At 73.9% G+C, this 17,779-nt stretch carries 14 protein-coding genes and 1 pseudogene; 7 read left to right on the forward strand and 8 right to left on the reverse strand.

From position 1 onward, the window contains the following. Positions 1 to 164: 164 nt before the first annotated feature. Positions 165 to 380, reverse strand: a pseudogene (locus QSK22_RS33885) (methyltransferase); the annotation flags it as partial. Positions 381 to 445: 65 nt separating this feature from the next. Beyond that, the gene (locus QSK22_RS29365; protein WP_285497691.1) at positions 446 to 1,597 is read right to left on the reverse strand and encodes an amidohydrolase family protein; all 1,152 of its coding nucleotides are present in this window, start codon (positions 1,595 to 1,597) and stop codon (positions 446 to 448) included. A 108-nt stretch (positions 1,598 to 1,705) separates the two neighbouring features. Here QSK22_RS29365 and QSK22_RS29370 point away from each other — a divergent pair, with 108 nt between their 5' ends. Further along, the gene (locus QSK22_RS29370; protein WP_285497692.1) at positions 1,706 to 3,139 is read left to right on the forward strand and encodes a type I glutamate--ammonia ligase; all 1,434 of its coding nucleotides are present in this window, start codon (positions 1,706 to 1,708) and stop codon (positions 3,137 to 3,139) included. Positions 3,140 to 3,413: 274 nt separating this feature from the next. Here the strand turns inward: QSK22_RS29370 and QSK22_RS29375 are convergent, their stop codons facing one another. Next, on the reverse strand, positions 3,414 to 3,617 hold the full coding sequence (locus QSK22_RS29375) for a hypothetical protein (protein ID WP_285497693.1): 204 nt from the start codon (positions 3,615 to 3,617) through the stop codon (positions 3,414 to 3,416). 104 nt (positions 3,618 to 3,721) lie between these two features. Between QSK22_RS29375 and QSK22_RS29380 the strand changes: the two genes are divergently transcribed. Further along, positions 3,722 to 4,303, forward strand: coding sequence for a CGNR zinc finger domain-containing protein (locus QSK22_RS29380; protein ID WP_285497694.1), 582 nt, complete (start codon positions 3,722 to 3,724; stop codon positions 4,301 to 4,303). A 36-nt stretch (positions 4,304 to 4,339) separates the two neighbouring features. On the opposite strand, the gene QSK22_RS29385 is transcribed toward QSK22_RS29380, so the two are convergent. Beyond that, positions 4,340 to 5,785, reverse strand: a complete 1,446-nt coding sequence (locus tag QSK22_RS29385; protein WP_285497695.1) for an LVIVD repeat-containing protein — start codon at positions 5,783 to 5,785, stop codon at positions 4,340 to 4,342. Between the two features lie 285 nt (positions 5,786 to 6,070). Here QSK22_RS29385 and QSK22_RS29390 point away from each other — a divergent pair, with 285 nt between their 5' ends. Next, complete coding sequence (locus QSK22_RS29390; RefSeq protein WP_285497696.1) at positions 6,071 to 7,591, forward strand: peptide ABC transporter substrate-binding protein; 1,521 nt, start codon at positions 6,071 to 6,073, stop codon at positions 7,589 to 7,591. 57 nt (positions 7,592 to 7,648) lie between these two features. Here the strand turns inward: QSK22_RS29390 and QSK22_RS29395 are convergent, their stop codons facing one another. Both QSK22_RS29395 and QSK22_RS29400 read right to left on the reverse strand, forming a co-directional pair. Next, positions 7,649 to 10,246, reverse strand: coding sequence for a multicopper oxidase domain-containing protein (locus tag QSK22_RS29395; protein WP_285497697.1), 2,598 nt, complete (start codon positions 10,244 to 10,246; stop codon positions 7,649 to 7,651). Beyond that, entirely contained in the window at positions 10,243 to 11,391 is a 1,149-nt protein-coding gene (locus QSK22_RS29400) for a DUF8744 domain-containing protein (RefSeq protein ID WP_285497698.1), read from the reverse strand. Before QSK22_RS29400 ends, QSK22_RS29395 begins: the two co-directional genes overlap by 4 nt. A gap of 128 nt (positions 11,392 to 11,519) precedes the next feature. Between QSK22_RS29400 and QSK22_RS29405 the strand changes: the two genes are divergently transcribed. Further along, complete coding sequence (locus QSK22_RS29405) at positions 11,520 to 12,305, forward strand: DUF2249 domain-containing protein (protein WP_285497699.1); 786 nt, start codon at positions 11,520 to 11,522, stop codon at positions 12,303 to 12,305. Between the two features lie 114 nt (positions 12,306 to 12,419). Here QSK22_RS29405 and QSK22_RS29410 read toward each other — a convergent pair whose 3' ends face one another. Further along, on the reverse strand, positions 12,420 to 13,100 hold the full coding sequence (locus QSK22_RS29410) for a helix-turn-helix transcriptional regulator (RefSeq protein ID WP_285497700.1): 681 nt from the start codon (positions 13,098 to 13,100) through the stop codon (positions 12,420 to 12,422). 337 nt (positions 13,101 to 13,437) lie between these two features. Here QSK22_RS29410 and QSK22_RS29415 point away from each other — a divergent pair, with 337 nt between their 5' ends. The 3 genes from QSK22_RS29415 (at position 13,438) to QSK22_RS29425 (ending at position 16,645) form a co-directional block, all read left to right on the forward strand. After that, on the forward strand, positions 13,438 to 15,804 hold the full coding sequence (locus tag QSK22_RS29415) for a nitric-oxide reductase large subunit (RefSeq protein ID WP_285497701.1): 2,367 nt from the start codon (positions 13,438 to 13,440) through the stop codon (positions 15,802 to 15,804). A gap of 21 nt (positions 15,805 to 15,825) precedes the next feature. Next, complete coding sequence (locus QSK22_RS29420; protein ID WP_285497702.1) at positions 15,826 to 16,194, forward strand: hypothetical protein; 369 nt, start codon at positions 15,826 to 15,828, stop codon at positions 16,192 to 16,194. A 289-nt stretch (positions 16,195 to 16,483) separates the two neighbouring features. Next, complete coding sequence (locus QSK22_RS29425) at positions 16,484 to 16,645, forward strand: hypothetical protein (protein WP_285497703.1); 162 nt, start codon at positions 16,484 to 16,486, stop codon at positions 16,643 to 16,645. Here QSK22_RS29425 and QSK22_RS29430 read toward each other — a convergent pair. Further along, positions 16,629 to 17,765, reverse strand: a complete 1,137-nt coding sequence (locus QSK22_RS29430) for a tetratricopeptide repeat protein (RefSeq protein ID WP_285497720.1) — start codon at positions 17,763 to 17,765, stop codon at positions 16,629 to 16,631. The genes QSK22_RS29425 and QSK22_RS29430 overlap by 17 nt on opposite strands. Positions 17,766 to 17,779 lie beyond the last annotated feature (14 nt).

Consider the following 17,779-nt stretch of genomic DNA (forward strand, 5'->3'; position numbering starts at 1 on the left):
CGGGGCCCGCGTCCCAGCAGCGGGACCGTCCGTGCCGCGGCGGCGGGAACCGCCTCGACGGGACGTACGGCGGGTTGGCCAGGATGACGTCGAACAGCTCGCCCCGCGACCGGTGCGAGGAGGTCGCCGCGATGCGCGCGCACGCGCACTCCCCGAAGGCGCGCGTTGACCCGGGTGGCCAGCACGGCCCGGGCGGACAGGTCCACCGCGACGACCGTCCCGGCCGTCTCGCGCGCCGCCGCCAGCGCGACCGCGCCCGTGCCGGTGCACAGGTCCAACACCCGGACGCCGCGCGGCAGGGCGGCCTGCCGCAGGGCCTCGGTGAGCAGGGCCGTATCCGCCTGTGGGCGGTACACCCCCGGCAGCCTCAGCATCCACATCTCTCCCCGAATACCCCGTACACATCCGGCAAACGTGATTGACCTCGATAGACGGACAAACAAGGTCAGGCGCGCTCGCCGAGCCGGTAGACCCGGCGGGCGTTGCCCGACGCGATCATCTCGGCGACGCGCACGGCGTCGCGCTCCGTCCAGGAGCCCTCGGCCACGCCCTCGGCGAGGACACGCCCCAGGCCGCGGCGGAACAGCAGCGCCCCCAGGTGGTACAGCTCGGGCAGGCCGTAGGCGTCGGAAGCGAACAGCACCTTGCCGAACGGCGCCAGTTCCATCAGCTCGGCGAGGAGGACCGGGGCCCGGTCGCCGAGGTTGTGGACGGCCAGGCTGACGTCGACGAAGACGTTGGGGAACACCTGCGCCAGGTAGCCGGCGTTGCGGTGGAACGGGTAGTTGTGCAGCAGCATGACCGGGACGTCCCTGCGGGCCAGCTCCCGGAGCAGGCCGGTGAGCAGCAGCGGGTCGCCGCGGCGCAGGTCGGCGTCGGCGTCGCCGTAGCCGACGTGGAACTGGACCGGCAGCCCGACGTCGCACGCGCACCACACCAGGAAGCGGTGCAGCACCTCGTCCCGGACGCGGGGCGGCGCGTCGCATCCGGCCAGCCTCCGCTCGGTGTCCCGGAGCAGGCGCCCGGCCGCCTTGGCCACCTGTTCGCCCGACGGCCGCTCCCCCGCAAGGTCCAGCCCGGCCCGGTAGGCGGCGATCGACTTGACGCCGGCCGCCCGCGGCGCGCGGGCCTCCAGCCGGGCGCGCACCTCTGCGGCGAACGCCGACGCGCTCACACCGTCGGAGGCGACCTCCTCGGCCAGCGCCTCCAGCCGCAGGATTTCGTGCGCGGGCGCGCCCGCCAGGTCGCCCAGCTCGGCGGGCTCCAGCAGCGGCTCGGGGGTGTAGCCGGTGTCCACGCACAATGCCTCCAGGCCCGCCGCCCGCAGGAACCGGCGGTTCACCTCGTCCGCGCCCAGCTCGGCGCGGCGCGCGAGGTAGTCGTCCGGGTCGGCGTGGGCGGGCAGGTCGAGCACCGGCGCGCACCAGCGCCGCACCGCGAACCCGATCCGCGAGTCGAACAGGCCGCCGCCCGCTCCCCCGGCCGCGTCGGCCTCGGTCAGCAGCGACTCGAACGCGGCGCGGTCGAGGTCGCGGCGGACGACGCCGTGGCAGTGGTGGTCCACCAGCGGCAGCGACTCGATCTTCTCTTCGAACACGGCGGCCCTCCATCGGCGCGTGGTCGTGGCCTCGGCCCGGCCCGGCTTCTACGATGCCCGTACCACCAGCCTTCGCACCCGGTGCGAACTGCGACCAGGGGGGCCGTCATGGCAGCAGTCCTGGAAGACGTGTGGCCGCCGCTGGACCGCGCGGCACGCGACCGGCTCGGCAGACGCGCCGCCGAGGCGGCCCGGGCCCTGGGCGGTCAGGACATCGTGGCGGTGGCCCTGACGTGGGTCGACACCAGCGGCATCACCCGCGCCAAGGCGGTGCCGACGGCGCGCCTCGGGCACGCGGCGCAGTGGGGCGTCGGCATGTCCCCCGTGTTCGACGTCTTCCTGCTGGACGACTCGATCACCGGCGGCCGGTACGCCGGCGGGCCCACCGGCGACCTGCGGCTGCATCCCGACCTCGACCGCCTGACGCCGATGGCCGCGCTGCCGGGCTGGGCGTGGGCCCCGGCAGACCGGTACGCCCAGGACGGCACCGTGCATCCGCTGGACGCCCGGGCGCTGCTGCGCCGCGAGACCGCCCGGCTGGCCGCGGACGGCTGGTCGGTGCGCGCGGCGTTCGAGATCGAGTGGGCGGTGTCCAGGGAGCGCGGCGACGGTTTCGTCCCGGCCTGCCGCGGCCCCGCCTACGGCATGGCGCGGATCAGCGAGCTGCCCGACTACCTGCGCGACGTCCTCACGGCCCTGGCCGCGAGCGGCGTGACGGTGGTGCAGATCCACCCCGAGTACTCGGCCGGGCAGTACGAGCTGTCCGTGGCCCCGGAGGACCCGGTGGGCGCGGCCGACACCGCCGTGCTGGTGCGCGAAACGATCCGGGCGGTGACGTTGCGGCACGGGCTGGCGGCGTCGTTCTGCCCGAAGGTGGAGGCCGGCGCGGTCGGCAACGGGCGGCACGTCCACCTGAGCCTGTGGCGGGACGGCGCGCCGGCGTCGGCGCAGGGGCCGGTGAACGCCATGACCGGCGGCGACGGCCCGTTCGGGATGACCGCCGCCGCGGAGTCGTTCGCGGCGGGCGTCCTGCAGCGGCTGCCCGCGCTGCTGGCGGTCGGCGCGCCGTCGGTCGCCAGCTACCTGCGCCTGATCCCGTCGCACTGGGCGGGCGCCTACGCCTGCTGGGGTCTGGAGAACCGCGAGGCGGCGCTGCGGTTCGTCACCGGGCCGGACGACGAACGCGCGCAGGCGGCCAACCTGGAGGTCAAGTGCATCGACGCCGCCGCCAACCCCTACCTGGTGCTGGCGGCGCTGCTGGCCGCGGGCCGCGCCGGGATCGCCGTCGGGGCCGTGCTGCCCGCCCCCGTCGATGTCGATCCGGCCTCCCTGGGGCCGGCGGACCTGGCCGGACGCGGCATCGTCCGGCTGCCCGCCTCGCTCGGCGAGGCGGTGCGGGCGTTCGAGGACGATCCGGTGCTCGGCAACGCGCTGGGCGAGGCCGTGATCGACACCGTCGCCGCCGTCCGGCGCGGCGAGATCGCCCTGCTGGACGGCGCCTCCCCGGAGGAGATCGCCGCCGCCACCCGCTGGCGCCACTGACCCGGCGCGCTCACCGGGCGCGCGGCGGACCGGCCCGCGGGGCCGATGCGGCGCACCCCGAAGGCCTCTCCGGGGTGCGGGCCGACCCATGCCGAGGCTCCGGGCTGCGGAGCGAGTGTCGGGGGCGGGGGTGGGGCCCGCCCTACGGATCTCTAAGCGGGTGCGCCCCCGACTTCCTCGGCTGAATGCATGATGTGTCACCGAGGCGGCGCCGACAACCCCTTTCGGCAGACGAAGTCGGATTTTTTCCCGCGCCGCCTCCAGTGTGCCGGGTTCACGAGCCGGGCGGAGCGGAGTCGTCGCGGGAGGAGCCGCACGAGGCCGCGACCACCCGTCCGACCGCGTACGGCTGTACGCGGACCTGCACTTCACCGCAGGCGCAGCGGGTGTAGGCGACCACTCCCTCGGAGGTCAGGTGCCGTGACAGCACCTGGTAGATCTCGCTTTCCGGCCAGCCGCAGCGCGGGCACTCGTCCACGACGCTCCCGTCCGTCTGTCTCCGGCGTTCCCACCGGACGCCCGTAAGGGTTATAACTAATATGTCGTTTACAGCATGACACGGGAGCGGGAGCCGGGGCAACGATGCGGATCACGGGATACAAAAGCCACGGGGTCGCCGCCGCCGTGGCCCTGGTGAACGCGGTCACCACGCGCGACGGCGACGACAGCGAGGACGCGCTGCGGGCGGTGCTGCGCGACAACGGCTTCTTCTGGCACCACTTCGAGCCGCGCGACGCCGAGCCGTTCCGCCGCTGGGGGCGGACGCTGCGGCCGTTCTTCGAGGCCACCGAGCTGGAGCAGGCGGTGGCGCTGCTCAACGAGCTGATGATGGAGGTGCCCATGCACCCCCATCTGGCCGACCACGACCCGCACGGCCTGCACATCCACTACGCGCCGCCGTCGGCGCGCCTGCCGCACCGCTTCCGCGCGACGACGCTGATGAACCTGTCGGAGCTGGTGGTCGAGCACGGGCTGAGCCGCACGGGCGTGTGCGCCGCGCCCGGCTGCGACCGCGTCTACGCCGACACCTCGCGCGCCGGGCGGCGCCGGTTCTGCTCGGAGAACTGCGCCAACCGCACCAACGTCGCCGCCTTCCGCGCCCGCCGTCGCGCCCCCCGCGACGCCTCCCCCGAGGCACCGGGCCCCGGCGCCCCAGGGAACTGAGCCGGCGGACGGCTTGGACCCGCCGCGCGTGCCGGGTCAGCGGAAGGTGGTCTTCAGGACGTCGATGCCGCGGGCGTGGTCGGCCACGTACACGTAGCCGCCGTGGTAGTAGGCCGCCCAGGCGCGGGCGTCGTCGGGCCGGTAGTACGCGATCTGGCGCGGGTCGGTGGGGTCGCGCACGTCGATGAACCGGGTGCCCTGCGCGTAGAACGCCTGGGCCAGCACGCCGTCCTTGACGTCGAAGTAGTGCGCCGAGCAGTCGTCGGTGTCGGGGCGGCTGCCCTCCTGGCCCGCCACGCCCCAGGTGCCGAGGGTCTGCAGCCGGAACGGGTTGTCGGGCGTGGACCGCCAGGCCTGGCCCCCGTAGGAGCCCTTCAGCGACGCGAGGACGAGCAGCCCGTCGTTGGCGCAGCCGTCGTTGAAGGTCTCCTCGGTGACGGCGAGCACCTGCCCGTCGCCCCACTTGCGGGGGTCGGGCCCCTGGTCGCGGGTGCGGCCCACAGCGCGGTAGCTGTTGTGCATGAACGAGGAGTTGGTGGTGGCCTCGTCCAGACCGCCGCCCGCGTACGGCACCGGGTCCCACGCGGTGGCGGTGCGGTGGCGCTTCTGCACCGGGTCCCAGTGCCGTCCGCTCGTGTAGTAGCCGCGCACGCCGCCCCGGCCGGAGGCCCAGGCGATCCCGGCCGAGTCGACCTGGATGTCGTGGGTGTAGTCGGTCTTGCCGTCGTTGCGGCCGATGTCGATGGGGTCTTTGAAGACCTTGGGCTTGCGGGGGTTGCGCACGTCCGTCACCCACACGGGGCGGCCGCCCCAATCCTCGGGCATCCAGCTCGCCCTGGCGGGGCCGCTCGTCCACAGGTACCGGCAGTCGTTGATGCACGAGGTGGTGTGCCCGGCGGGGACCGCCTGGTAGGCGATCTGCCGCGGATTCTCGGGCCTGGCCACATCGATGACGTAGACGCCCGACTCGCCGGTGTCGGTGGTGCCGCCGAAGGCCCGCGGGTCCCGAGACAGGTAGATGATCTTGCGTTGGTGGTCGGCCTCGGTGTCCTCGCCCTCCCAGAATCCGGGCAGGTCGAACTCGCCGACCAGTCTGGGGCTGCGCGGGTCGGCGCTGACGTCGTAGGCCTTCAGGCCGAACCGGCCGGTCACGTACATGATCGTGCGTTTGCGCGGGCCCGAGCCGTAGTCCATGAAGACCAGGGACGTGGCCTCCTTGGCGTCGGGCACGTTGCCGACCCGCTGCACGCCCTTGACCGCCTCGGACACCCGGGAGGACGTCTTGCCGACCGGCCCGGTGCCGTGGCCGACGTGCGCGCCGAGGTCGCGTCCCCCGCCCTGGGCCTGCGACACGGCGGTCTGCTGGTTGCCGGGCTCGGGCGGGCAGGCCCACGCCGTGCCGGCCATGGCGAGCGCGGAGGCCGCCGCCGCGGCGGCGCCGGCGAGGAGGCGCCTGGACTGTCGCTGGGGTCGGGTTCGCATCGCGCCTCCACGCCGAGGGGATGAGGGCCTAGGCAAGTGTGGACACGGAGATCGCCGCGCTCCATCGGCGAGTGGTCACCAAAAAACCGGGCCCGGTTAGTGATCAGATGATCGCCGGGCAGGTGAGCGCCCGTGATCCGGCCCGGGCGGCCGGCCACGGACGTTCCGAGGCGGCCCGCGTGCCCTTCCCGTGCCGGGGGACGGTGCCGTACGCTCGCCCGCGTCGTCCGCCGCCGTCGTCGGAAGGGTCCGGTTGAGCTCTGGGAAGGCCCCGGGGAGGGGCGGGTGAGGAGCCTCACGCGCACGGCCGCGCTGGTGGCCGGCGCGATGGCGATGCTGGTCGCGCCGGTGGCGGCCATGCGGGTGTGGCACGATCCCGCCGACCCGCGGATCTCGGTGGGCGCGGCGCCGCCCGCCACGCTGCTGCCGGGCGACGTCCGCGATCCCGCAGGCCGCATGATCGCCGGTGCGGTGTGGACCGGACTGACCGCCCACGACGGCCGGGGCGGCACGCCGGTCAATGCCGCCGCCGAGTCGATCACGAGCCCGGACCGGCGGGTGTGGACCGTCCGGCTGCGTGCCGGCGGGCGGTTCCACGACGGTTCGCCGGTGACGGCGCGGTCGTTCGTCGACGCCTGGCGCGCCGTGCTGCGCGAGGGCTGGCACGGCGCCCGCCTGCTCACCGAGGTGGCCCGGGTGAAGGGCGCGGGCGGCCGGGACGACGACGTGGCGGGGCTGAAGGTGCGCGACGAGCGCACGTTCGAGGTGACGCTCGACCGTCCGCTGGCCGGGTTTCCCGCGCTGCTGGCCGATCCGGCGTTCCTGCCGATGCCCGAGGCCGTGCTGCGGTCCCGCGACTGGGCCTCCTACGCGCGCAAGCCCATGGGGAACGGCCCGTTCCGGGTGCGCTCTCACGACGCCCGCGCAACGGTGCTGGAACCGCGGGACGGCCGCGGCCGCACGGTCGTGGTGCGGGCGATGCCGGACGCCGCCGCCCAGTACCGCGCCGTCCAGGCAGGCGACCTGGACGTGGCCACCGCCGTCCCGCCGCAGCGGCACGCGTCGATGGACACCGACTTCCCCCGCCATCACCTGATGGTGCCCGGCCGGGCCATGACGTACCTGGTGATCCCCGAGTGGGACGAGCGGTTCGCCGGCCCGACCGTGCGGCACGCGCTGTCGATGGCGGTGGACCGGCGCGCGGTGACCGAGGGGCCGCTCGGGCATCAGGCCAGCCCGGCCAACTCGCTGGTCCCTCCGGGCATCGCGCTGGGCCGCCGCGAGGGCCAGTGCCGGGTGTGCGTGCACGACACGGCGGCCGCGTCCGCGGCGCTCGCCGACGCGGGCGGCCTCGACGGCCCCGTGCCGATCTGGTACGAGGCGGGCGCCGGCGACGACGCGTGGGTCAAGGCGGTCGCCGACCAGTGGCGTGCGACGCTGCGGCTGGACGCGCGCCCCAAGCCGGTGCCCGCCGCCGAGCTGCGCGCGGCCGTCGCCGACCGGAGGACCGACGGCCCTTACGTGCTGCACTCGGCCGCCGACTACCCCGCGCCCGTCGCCGCGCTGGCCCCGCTGCCGCGGCCCGGCGGCGCCGCGTCCGACCTCATCGAGCAGGCCGAACGCGCCGCCGACCCGGACGACGGCGTGCTCCCGGCACGGCTGGCCGAGTCGTCGCTGCTGCGCGACACGCCGGTGATCCCGCTGTGGTACGGGCACGACCACCTGGTGTGGTCGGAACGCATCCGCGGGGTGACCGCCGACGCCTTCACCGGGCCGGTGCTCGCCCGCCTCAGGGTGGCGGACTGACCTCGGCCGGCGCCGGCCGCTCGGCCTTGCCCCTCGCCGGCGCGCCGGCTCACCGGGTCATTCGGTCTCCTTCGAGGTCACCTGGATGTAGCCGTGCGCGCCGGCCTCGCCGTGCCGCATGTTGTGGTCGACGAACGAGTACCGTCCGGGTTCGGGGAAGGCCGTTTCGATGAAGCCGCCTTGGGCGGCGGCCAGGTCCAGGACCTGCGCGCCGCCTCGACCGCGGCCCGGCCGCAGGAGGTAGGCGCCTTCCTTGTACACGGTGTCGAACCTGGTGCCGATGATGTGGAAGGCCGTGCCGGACGAGGGGCCCGCGGCGACCACCCAGAACCGGACCCGTTCACCGGTGCGGGCCGTCAGCGGCGCGTGGTCGTAGCCGGCGGCGGTGCCGTTGAACATCCAGGCGTCCGCGTCGCCTCGGCGCAGCCGGGCGGAGCGCGCCGTGTCGCCGATCTGCCCGGTGTACAGCTCGCCCTGCACGAGGATGTACTCGCGGTCGACGCGGGGCAGGTCCGGCGGGTCGATGACGACCGCGCCGTACATGCCGTTGGCCATGTGCTCGGTCATCGGCATCGTCGAGCAGTGGTACAGCCAGGCCCCCGCCTGGTCGGCGCGGAACCGGTAGGTCAGGCGCTCTCCGGGCTGGATCGTGCGCATCGGCCGGTCGGGGGCGAGCGCACCGGCGTGGAAATCGATGCCGTGGCCCATCGTCCCGGCGTTGACGAAGGTGACGGTGAACACGTCGCCGACGCTGCCGCGCAGGGTGGGACCGGGGACGGTCCCGTTGAACGTCCACATGCGCTGCCGGACGCCCGGGGCGACCTCCAGGTCCTTTTCCTCGACGCGTATCTCGACGCGGTGCTCGCGGCCGCCGGGCGCGGGCTTCAGTGCGGCGTCATAGGGGCGCCATCCCCGGCTCGGCGACGCGGTCAGGTCGAGTGGGGCGGGTGACGTCTGCGAACTCGCCGATCCGGTCGAGGCCGTGGCCGTGCCGGTGGGGGTGATGCGCAGGGTCATCCCGGCGGCCCGGTGCCCGGGCACGGTGCACCAGCCGTCCACGGGATCCCGCAGCGGGTCCAGGCGCAGCGCCGCGGTCTCGCCGGTGCGGAGCATGGGCGTGCGCTGCCCGGTGTCCAGCCGCAGGTCGTGCTCTTGCGTGTCGACGTTGGTCACGCGCAGCACGAGGCGGGTGCCGGGTGCGGCTTCGATCGTCCCGGGGCGGACGCGCATGCCTTGCAGGGTGACGTTCACGGTCTGCGTGGCCGTGCCGGCCGCCATCTGCCCGGCGTGCCCGGTGTGCTCGGTGGCGTCGGTGCCGGACGTGCCGCCGCCCCGTCCGCTCACCGCGATGACCACCACGACGGCGGTGAGCACGGCCCCGACCGCCAGACCCGCGACGGGCGGCTTGGGCACCAGGCCGAAGGAGCGGGCGACGGCGACGGCCGCGAGCACCACGAAGGCGGCGAGCGCCGCCAGGAGCACCCCCCAGGCCGCGCGCGACAGCCAGGTCGGCACGGGCAGGACGGTCAGCGGGAGCGCCGCGTTGGCCAGGATAAGACGGGTCTTCCACCCGTACTCCAGCAGGGCCGAGTTGCGCTTGACCGCGGCCGGACCGCCGCCGAGCACCACCGGCAGCAGGAACATCATCGAGCCCACGAGTATCTGGCCGACGAAGCCCGCCATGACCAGCGGCAGCAGGGGGTCGACGACCCCGGCCACCTCGTCCGCGGGATGGACCGCCACCATGACCAGGTCGGCGGCCACCGCGGCGACGAACCAGCCGGTCGCGGCCGTCAGCATCCAGGACGCGGCCGAGTGCGGCCGCCGCCGCCGGAACGTGCGGACGGACGGGGTCAGGGCCAGCGCCGTCCCGGCCCCGTACAGCGCAAGCCCCGCCGCCGCGGCCCAGCGCGTGCCCGTCACGAGCGCGCCCACGGTCACGGCGAGACCGGTCACGGCCGGCACAAGGGAGCGGCGGGCGAGCTTGCCGGTGTCCTCGTGCGCCCGGGTGCGCAGGACGGCCGGCCACAGGATGAACAGGGTGCCGAGCACGGACAGCCCGACCCAGCCGAGCAGGTTGGCGTGGATGTGCGCGGCCTCCACCCGCAGGCGCAGCGAGCCGGTGACCTGCCCGGACACCATCAGCGCGCCCAGCGTCCCCCCGGCGACCAGCGCGGCCCCCGAGCACATGTACCAGGCCACCAGATGGGCGAACCGGCCGCCGAGCGATCGCCGCGACCGTGCGATCAGCGTGCCGACGTGGATGGCGGCGACGCCGCAGACCAGGACGGCCCCGGCGGTGCCCAGGATCGCGTCGCCGCCGCTGGAACCGTGCAGCACGGCCACCACCCCGGCGTTCAGCACGGCGAGGCGGAGCACCTGCCACCACCGCGCGGGCGGCGGCAGGTGCAGCAGCGCGGTGCTGAAGTGCTCGGTCCAGGTGACGATGGCGTTGGTGACCGCGCCGAGCAGGAAAGTGTGCACCGGCACCCAGTCGGCGCCGGGAAGGCGGTCCCGCGCGAACGCGGTGATCACGGTCACCGCGAACCAGGCCAGCACCACCGCGTTGGCGATGGCGTGCCAGGTGGCACGCGAACCGGTATGGTACGGCGGCCTCGGCCGCGGTCGTTCGATCTTGTCATCGACCGATGTCATCCAGGCTCCATCCTGGGGTCGGCTGGGGAGGGACGGGACAGGCGCGAGGCGGCAACGGCGCAGCAGGCGAACCCCATCAGCGCCACCTCGCCGAGCACGCCGCCCGCCGCGCGCACGGCGCCCGCGTCGGCGAGGTCGCCCGTGACGCGGATCAGCACCGCGGCGTGCAGCAGGGCGAGCGGCCCGTACAGCAGCGGGTGGTAGGGAAGCCGGACGCGCAGCACCCCGGGCAGGATCACCGGAGCGTGCCCGAACACCATGGATATGACGAACCCAAGGAACACCGAGTGCAGGGCCGCGTCGTAGGCCCCTTGGTCCTCGGGTCTACCGACGATGGTCCATAGCGTCCCGGCCACCGCGAGCCAGGCGTATCCGGTCAGCAGGCACGCGGCGGCGTAACGCGGCAGGCCGGTGCCGCGGACGGTCCGGCGGGCGATGTCGTACACGGCCAGCCAGGCGGCCAGCGCGAGCATGCCCAGGCCGGCCAGCCGCCAGCCCGCATCCGGTGTCGCAACGGACACGGCGGCGCCGGCGCCGATCAGCGCGCAGGCCGCGATCAGTCCGTCCCCCGCCCGGCGCCGCAGGAACGCCACGTGCGCCAGCTCCAGCCGTTCCCCGGCGATCGTCAGCACGAGGAACGCCGTCAGCCAGGGCACCAGGTCGCCGGTCGGGGCGTCCCGAATCCACAGGGTGCCCGCGACGTACCAGGCGACCGCGCCGGACGTCTGGAGGAGGATGTCGCGGCGGGGGCGGCGCCCCGGCCGCCGGCCGATCAGGGCGACGTACACCCCGACGAGCCAGCCGGCCGCCGCCGTCAGCAGCGGACGGCCGATCCAGGCGAGCCCGACCGCGGTGGCGACCCCGCCCAGGCCGGCGAGGGCGGGCGCGGCATAGCCCCACGGCCGTCCCAGCGCGACGGCGCGTTCGAGGCTGATCAGCGTGCCGAGGAAGCCGAGGGTCATCAGCGTCCCGTGGTGCTGCGCGACGCTCGGGCGGGGCGCCGGCACCTGCAGACCGAGCAGCACCAGGCCGCCCCACAGCCCGGCGACCAGCGACAACGCGGCAAGGGCCGGCAACGGCAACCGCCGCACGGCCGGGGAACGGGTGCTGGTGCGCGCCGCCGTGGCGTGCCGGCCGACGGTCATCGCAGCTCCTCGGTCATCTCGCGCCATCGCTTGAGTTTTTCATAGCTATGTTAGTAAATATCAATCTCGCACTGTAAACCGGTCCGAGGGTGTCCGGGGTGTCCCGTGGCGTCCGGAGAGGAGTCCCCATGACCGCGCAGGCCACCGAGTCGCAGCGGGCGACCGTCCAGGCCATCCGGGACCATCACGGCCGACTCGGCCGAACGATGGCCGACCACGCCCTCACCGTCCGGCGCGGCGCCGACCGGCTGGCCGAGCTGAGCGGGCCGCGGACGCGGATGGTGGAGTTCAGCCGCGCGGAGGTCCTTCCGCACGCGGCCGCCGAGAATGAGACGCTGTACCGGGCGGCGCGGGACGTACCGGCGGCCCGCCTGCTGGTGCAGGCGATGATCCGCGAGCACGAACTGCTGCGCGACCTGGTCGAAGACCTGGAACGGGCGCGGACGACGGGGGAGACCGCCGGTGCCGCGGCCGCGCTGAACGCGATGTTCCAGGCGCACCTGGAGAAGGAGAACGAGCTGCTGCTGCCCGCCCTGGTGGAGGCCGGCGTCGACCTCGCCGGGGCACTGGGGGGAAGGCACGAGATCCTCGGGGACTCCGCCGCGGTGGGCGAGGGGGGCTGCACCTGCGGCGGCTGCACCTGCGGCGGACACGACGCCCCCGGCACCCCCGGGGCCACCGCCGAGCTGATCGACGGTGAGCTGGACGTGCGCGCCCTGGCCCCGGCCCAGCGCCACGAGCAGATCTTCGCCGCCTTCCGGGCCCTGCCGCCCGGCGGGGCCTTCGTGCTGGTCAACGACCACGACCCCAAGCCGCTGTCCTACCAGTTCGCCGCCGAGTACCCCGGCCGCTACACCTGGGACTACCTCGAGGCGGGCCCGCGGGTCTGGCGAGTGCGCATCGGACGGCCGTGACCGCCGCCCGGGGCGGCGCCCGGCGGGCGGCGCCCCGGGCGTGCGCCGGCGGCCCGAGCGCGGGACGAGGCGCCTGGCCGCGAGAGGCCGGGGCGCCCGGCCGGACCGTGCGCCCTACTCGCCCGTCTCGTGGCAGCGCAGATGGGCCAGGCACAGCTTGGGTTCGACGAACGGGTCCAGCTGCTCGGCGGTCACGGGGGCGTTCATTTCGGCGAGGGCTCCCTGCATGAGGCCGAGATGCAGCGGGCAGATGACGTCCCGGTGCTCCTCGGCGATCTCCCGGAACGGGCAGTGCACCAGCCGGACCAGCGCGGTGCCGGCGTCCGCCTCGACCTGCGTTCCGAAACCGATGTCGGTGAGCAGACCGGCCAGTTTCTCCAGGGCCTGCTGCGAGTCGACCCGCTCGAAGGGCGCGGGCCGGTCGGCCAGGTAGCGGCCCCAGGCCCGGCCCGCTTCGGTCGCCGCCTTCGTCGGTTCCGGCATGGTCCCGGAGACCAGGCTGGTGAGGATCTGCGCGAGCAGCCGGTAGCTGCGCACGCCCTGATCGGAGTCGGAGGCACGGTACAGGGTGCGGGGCCGTCCGGGCTGGTCGCGTTCCTCGGTGGTGCGTTCGGCCAGGCCGGACTCGACCAGCCCGTCGAGGTGGAACCGGACGGTGTTGGGATGCAGCCCGGTCCGTTCCGCCGCCTCCCGCACGCCCAGTGGCCCGAACGCGCGCAGCACGTCCAGCACGCTGGAGCGGCTGTCGCCGAGCGCGGCCCGCGGCTCGGCGTCGACGAGATGACGCTTACCCATGGCGCCATTTTACACGAAAAAAACTCGTAAAAAAGGGCCGACTTTCGGCGCACACCGTTCTCACCGACGCACGCCGCCTCTCGTCGGCGGCCGGCGCGCAAGCGAACACACCGTCCCGCGCCGACCCGGTCGGCAGCGCCACGACGAGCCGAGATCCATGGTGTGCGCAGTCGACGATAGCGCGCTGCGGCCGACGCGGGGCGGCGGCGTGTCCGCCGGTCGCGTCCCCTCACCTGGCCGGATCCGGTGAAGGCGGGGGTGGTCACACGGTTCTTCACGGTTGCTGATATAAAAACTATCACACTCGTAAAAATAGTCGCTTCCCTGGAGGTCCCCTGTGACACCACCAGCGGCGACGTCTCCCAGCAGGCGTGACCGGCTCATCGGCCGGGGCTGGGTACAGGCCGCCGTCCTGATCACTCTCTTCGGCTTCTTCGTCCTGGTGCTGATGGGGTACCAGACCTACCGGTCGAGCCCGCCGATCCCGGAGCGCGCGGTCACCGCCGCCGGTCAGACCGTCTACACCGGCGCCGACGTCAGGGCCGGCCAGGACGTCTTCCTCAAGAACGGACTGATGCAGTACGGCTCGGTCTTCGGGCACGGCGCCTACCTCGGCCCCGACTTCACCGCCGCCTACCTGCACCGCTCCGCCGAGATCGTCAACAGGTCCTACGGCGGGTCCGACACCGCGACCCGGCGCACGGTGGACGACTTCAAGCGGAACACCTACGACGACAAGTCCGGCACCCTCACCGTGTCGGACGCACAGGCGCAGGCCTTCGCCGCCTTGACGCGGCACTACGCGGAGTTCTTCGCCGCACCCGAGGGCAAGACCGGGCTGCGCCCCAAGGCCATCACCGACCCGGTCCAGATCAAGCAGCTCACCAGCTACTTCGCCTGGAGCGCCTGGGCGGCGTCCACGGAGCGTCCGGGGAAGAAGTACAGCTACACCAACAACTGGCCGTCCGAGCCGCTGGTCGGCAACACGCCGACCGCCGACACCGTCGTGTGGAGCGTGCTCAGCCTCGTGGCGCTGATCGGGGGCACCGGAGCGCTGTTCGCCGCGTTCGGCCGGTGGAACTGGCTCGGCTGGCACGGTCGCGACCAGCGGGAGCTGCGGTTCCGGGAACCCCGGTCGGTGCCTTTGACACCGAGCCAGCGCGCGACGGCCTGGTTCTTCTTCGCCATGGCGGGGCTGTTCCTGGTGCAGACGTTCGTCGGTGCGGCGGGGCAGCACTACCGGGCCGACCTGGAGAGCTTCTTCGGCATCCCGCTGGACCGCTGGTTGCCGTACAACCTGGTGCGGACCTGGCACGTCCAGCTCTCGCTGTTCTGGGTGTCGGTCAGCTTCCTGGCCGCCGGGATCTTCCTCGTTCCCATGATCACCCGCCGTCGGGATCCCAAGGGCCAGTCCGTGCTGACCCACCTGCTGCTCGGCGCGCTGGTCGTCGTGGTGCTGGGGTCGCTGCTCGGCGAGCTCGCGGGCATGCGCGGCGCGTTCGGCAAGCTGTGGAGCTGGTTCGGCATGCAGGGGTTCGAGTATCTCGACCTCGGCAAGTTCTGGCAGATCCTGATGACCGTCGGCATGGCCGTCTGGGTGGCGATGCTGTGGCGCGGCATGCGGCACAAGCTGGCGGGCGAAAGCCGGAGCAACCTGCCGTGGCTGTTCTTCTTCGCGGCGCTGGCGCTGCCCGTCGTGTACGCGACCGGCCTGTTGACCGACCACGGGGACACCTACACCATCACCGACTTCTGGCGGTTCATGGTGGTGCACCTGTGGGTCGAGGACTTCCTCGAACTGTTCACCACGGTGATGGTGGCCTACATCTTCGTGCTGCTCGGCGTGGTCCGGGAGAAGGTCGCGCTGCGCGTGGTGTACCTCGACATCGTCCTCTACAGCGCGGGCGGCGTCATCGGCACCGCCCACCACTGGTACTTCAACGGCGAGCCGGCCGAGGTGCTGGCCCTGGGCGCCTTCTTCTCGGCGCTCGAGGTCATCCCGCTGACCTTCCTCACCGTGGAGGCGTGGTCGTTCATCCGGCTCGGCGCGCGGCAGGAGTCCAGGAGCCCGACGCCGTTCCCGCACCGGTGGGCGGTCATGTTCCTGGTCGCGGTCGGCTTCTGGAACTTCCTCGGCGCCGGCGTGTTCGGCTTCCTGATCAACCTGCCGATCGTCTCCTACTACGAGATGGGGACGATGCTGACCGCCAACCACGGGCACGCGGCGATGATGGGCGTCTACGGCATGCTCGCGTGCGGTTTCGCGGTCTTCGCGCTGCGCTATCTGGTGCCGCGCAAGTACTGGTCGGACCGGCTGGTCTCGATCAGCTTCTGGTCGCTGAACGCGGGACTGGCGTGGATGGTGTTCGTCACGCTGATGCCGATCGGGCTGCTGCAGCTGTACCACGCGGTCGACGTCGGCTACTGGGACGCGCGCAGCCTCGCCTATGTCGGCAACCCGACGAACGCGGTGTTCGAGTGGCTGCGGCTGCCGGGCGACGTGGTGTTCATCGTCGGCGGGGTGGCCCCGCTGCTGTGGCTGGCCTGGAACGCCGTCATCCACCGCCGCCGGGACGGCGCGGGCGGGCGCGACGGCCTCGCCACGCAGCCGCAGTCCGCCGAGTCCGCGGACGCCGCCGACTCGCGGGAACCGGAGCTGGCGCTGTTCACCGAGGTCACGGATCCGGGCGGTCGGGACGCCTGAAACGGGAAGGGTGGTTCGACCATGCGGTTCGAGGCTGTCTTCCTCGCCTGCTACGCGCTGCTGCTGGTCGCTGCGGCGGGCGGGCTCCACCGGCTCGGCAAGATGAACACCTCGCCGTGGCGGAGCCGGGTGCTGGCCGGCCATCGTCGACAGGTGCCCGGCCCGCCGCCGACGGACGGCACCGACTGGCCGCACTCGGAGGCGGGGCGGCTCAACACCCTCGTCGCCCTGGTGACAGCCCTGTCCGCCGTCACCCTGGCGATCGTCGGACTGGCCCGCAACCACCGTCCGATCGAGATCGCGGTGCTGGGCGTGGTCGCGTTCGCCGCCGCCGCGGCGGCGCTCGGCCTGGCCCGCGCGTTCACCGGCGGGTCCCGCGCCCGCTCGTGACGCACTGAACTCGCGACGCACTGAAAGCGATGCCTCCTCACCTCGCACGGCCGGGGTGAGGAGGCATCGCTTCGGCAGCGCCGGTCTTCTTCTCTCGCCTCCCGGCGCATCCGGTGAAGAACCGGTCCGACGCGGCGGGCGGCGATCCATACGGGAAAGTCGGGCCGGCTGGCCGGCCCGCACCTCCCCTCCCGCCCCCGTCGCCGCGCCGGCCCCGCTGCCACGGCCCGGCGGCGGCGCGTCCGACCCCATCGAGCAGGCCGAACGCGCCGCCGACCCGGACGACGGCGTGCTCCCGGCACGGCTGGCCGAGTCATCGCTCCTGCACGACAGGCCGGTCATCCCGCTCCGGTACCGGCGCGACCACCTGGTGCGGTCCGAACGCATCCGCGACGTCACCGCCGACGCCTTCACCGGGCCGGCACTGGCCCGCCTCAAGGTGACGGACTGACCCCGGCCAGCGCCGACCACTCGGCCTTCACGCTCGCCGACTCCTCCTCGCGGCCGAGGATGGCCAGCCCGCGCCACAGCCGGTTCAGCACCTCGGCGAGCCGCCTGCGGTGGAACCGCGAGCCGTCCCGGGCCGCCGGACGATACAGCTCGGCCGACTCGGTGAGCGCGGCCACCGCCTCGGCGTCCCGGTCCAGCTGGATCAGGCACACGGCCAGGTCGCGCAGGGAGCCCGCCAGCTCGTCGCGGACCTCGGGGTCGGCCGCGTCGCGGCGGCGGTGCTGCCGAACCGCCTCTTCGAAGTACGGCACGGCCTCGCCGTCGCGTTCCCGCATCGACAGGGCGACGCCCAGCCGGTTGGCGGCGACGGCCAGGTTGGCGCGGGCGTCGGGGCGGCCGGGGTCCTCGGCGTGGTCGCGGTAGGCTTCGACGGCCTGCCTCAGCCGCTCAGCGGCGTCGTCCAGGCGGTCCTGGGCGAGCAGCCGCAGGCCCAGGTCCAGGGCGGCGTCGGCGAGCTGGACGGTGTCGTCGCACAGCCGGGCGTGCGCGGCGGCGCTCTCCCCCACCCGGATGCTCTCCTCGACGCGCCCGGCGTCCTCCAGGAGCCGGCCCAGCAGCAGCTCGCACGCCACCAGCCGTTCGACCTTGGCGGCGTCGCCCGGCACGGGCGGGTCGGCGGGCCGGGGCGACTCGTCGCGGGCCGTGGTGGCGGCGGCGATGGCGCCGTCGAGGTCGCCGGCGGCGCGCAGCCGCCGCGCCAGCCGCGTCAGCGCTCCGATGCGGTGGCTCTGCAGCGCGTCCCGGGTGCCGTTGGCGACCTCCTCGTCGCGGTAGCCGGCGGTGGCCTCGACGATCTCCCTGAGCAGCGGCACGGTCTCCTCGGCCCGTCCGGTCGCCGCCAGCCGCCCCTCCAGGTTCCGCAGCGCGACCACCAGCACGGTGCGGTGGCGCACCGGGTCGCGTGCGAACAGCCGCCGCGCGGCGGGCACGGCCCGGCGCAGGTCGCGGACGGCCTCGTCCATGCGGCCGTCCGCCGCCAGGTCGTGCGACCCGTTCACCAGCGCGGCGACGGCCTCGGCGTCGAGCTCACCGGCATCGGGCGGGGAGGCGCTGCGGGACACCTCGGACAAGACGG

The organism is Actinomadura sp. NBRC 104425 (assembly GCF_030269545.1).
GTDB classification, from domain to species: Bacteria; Actinomycetota; Actinomycetes; order Streptosporangiales; family Streptosporangiaceae; genus Spirillospora; species Spirillospora keratinilytica.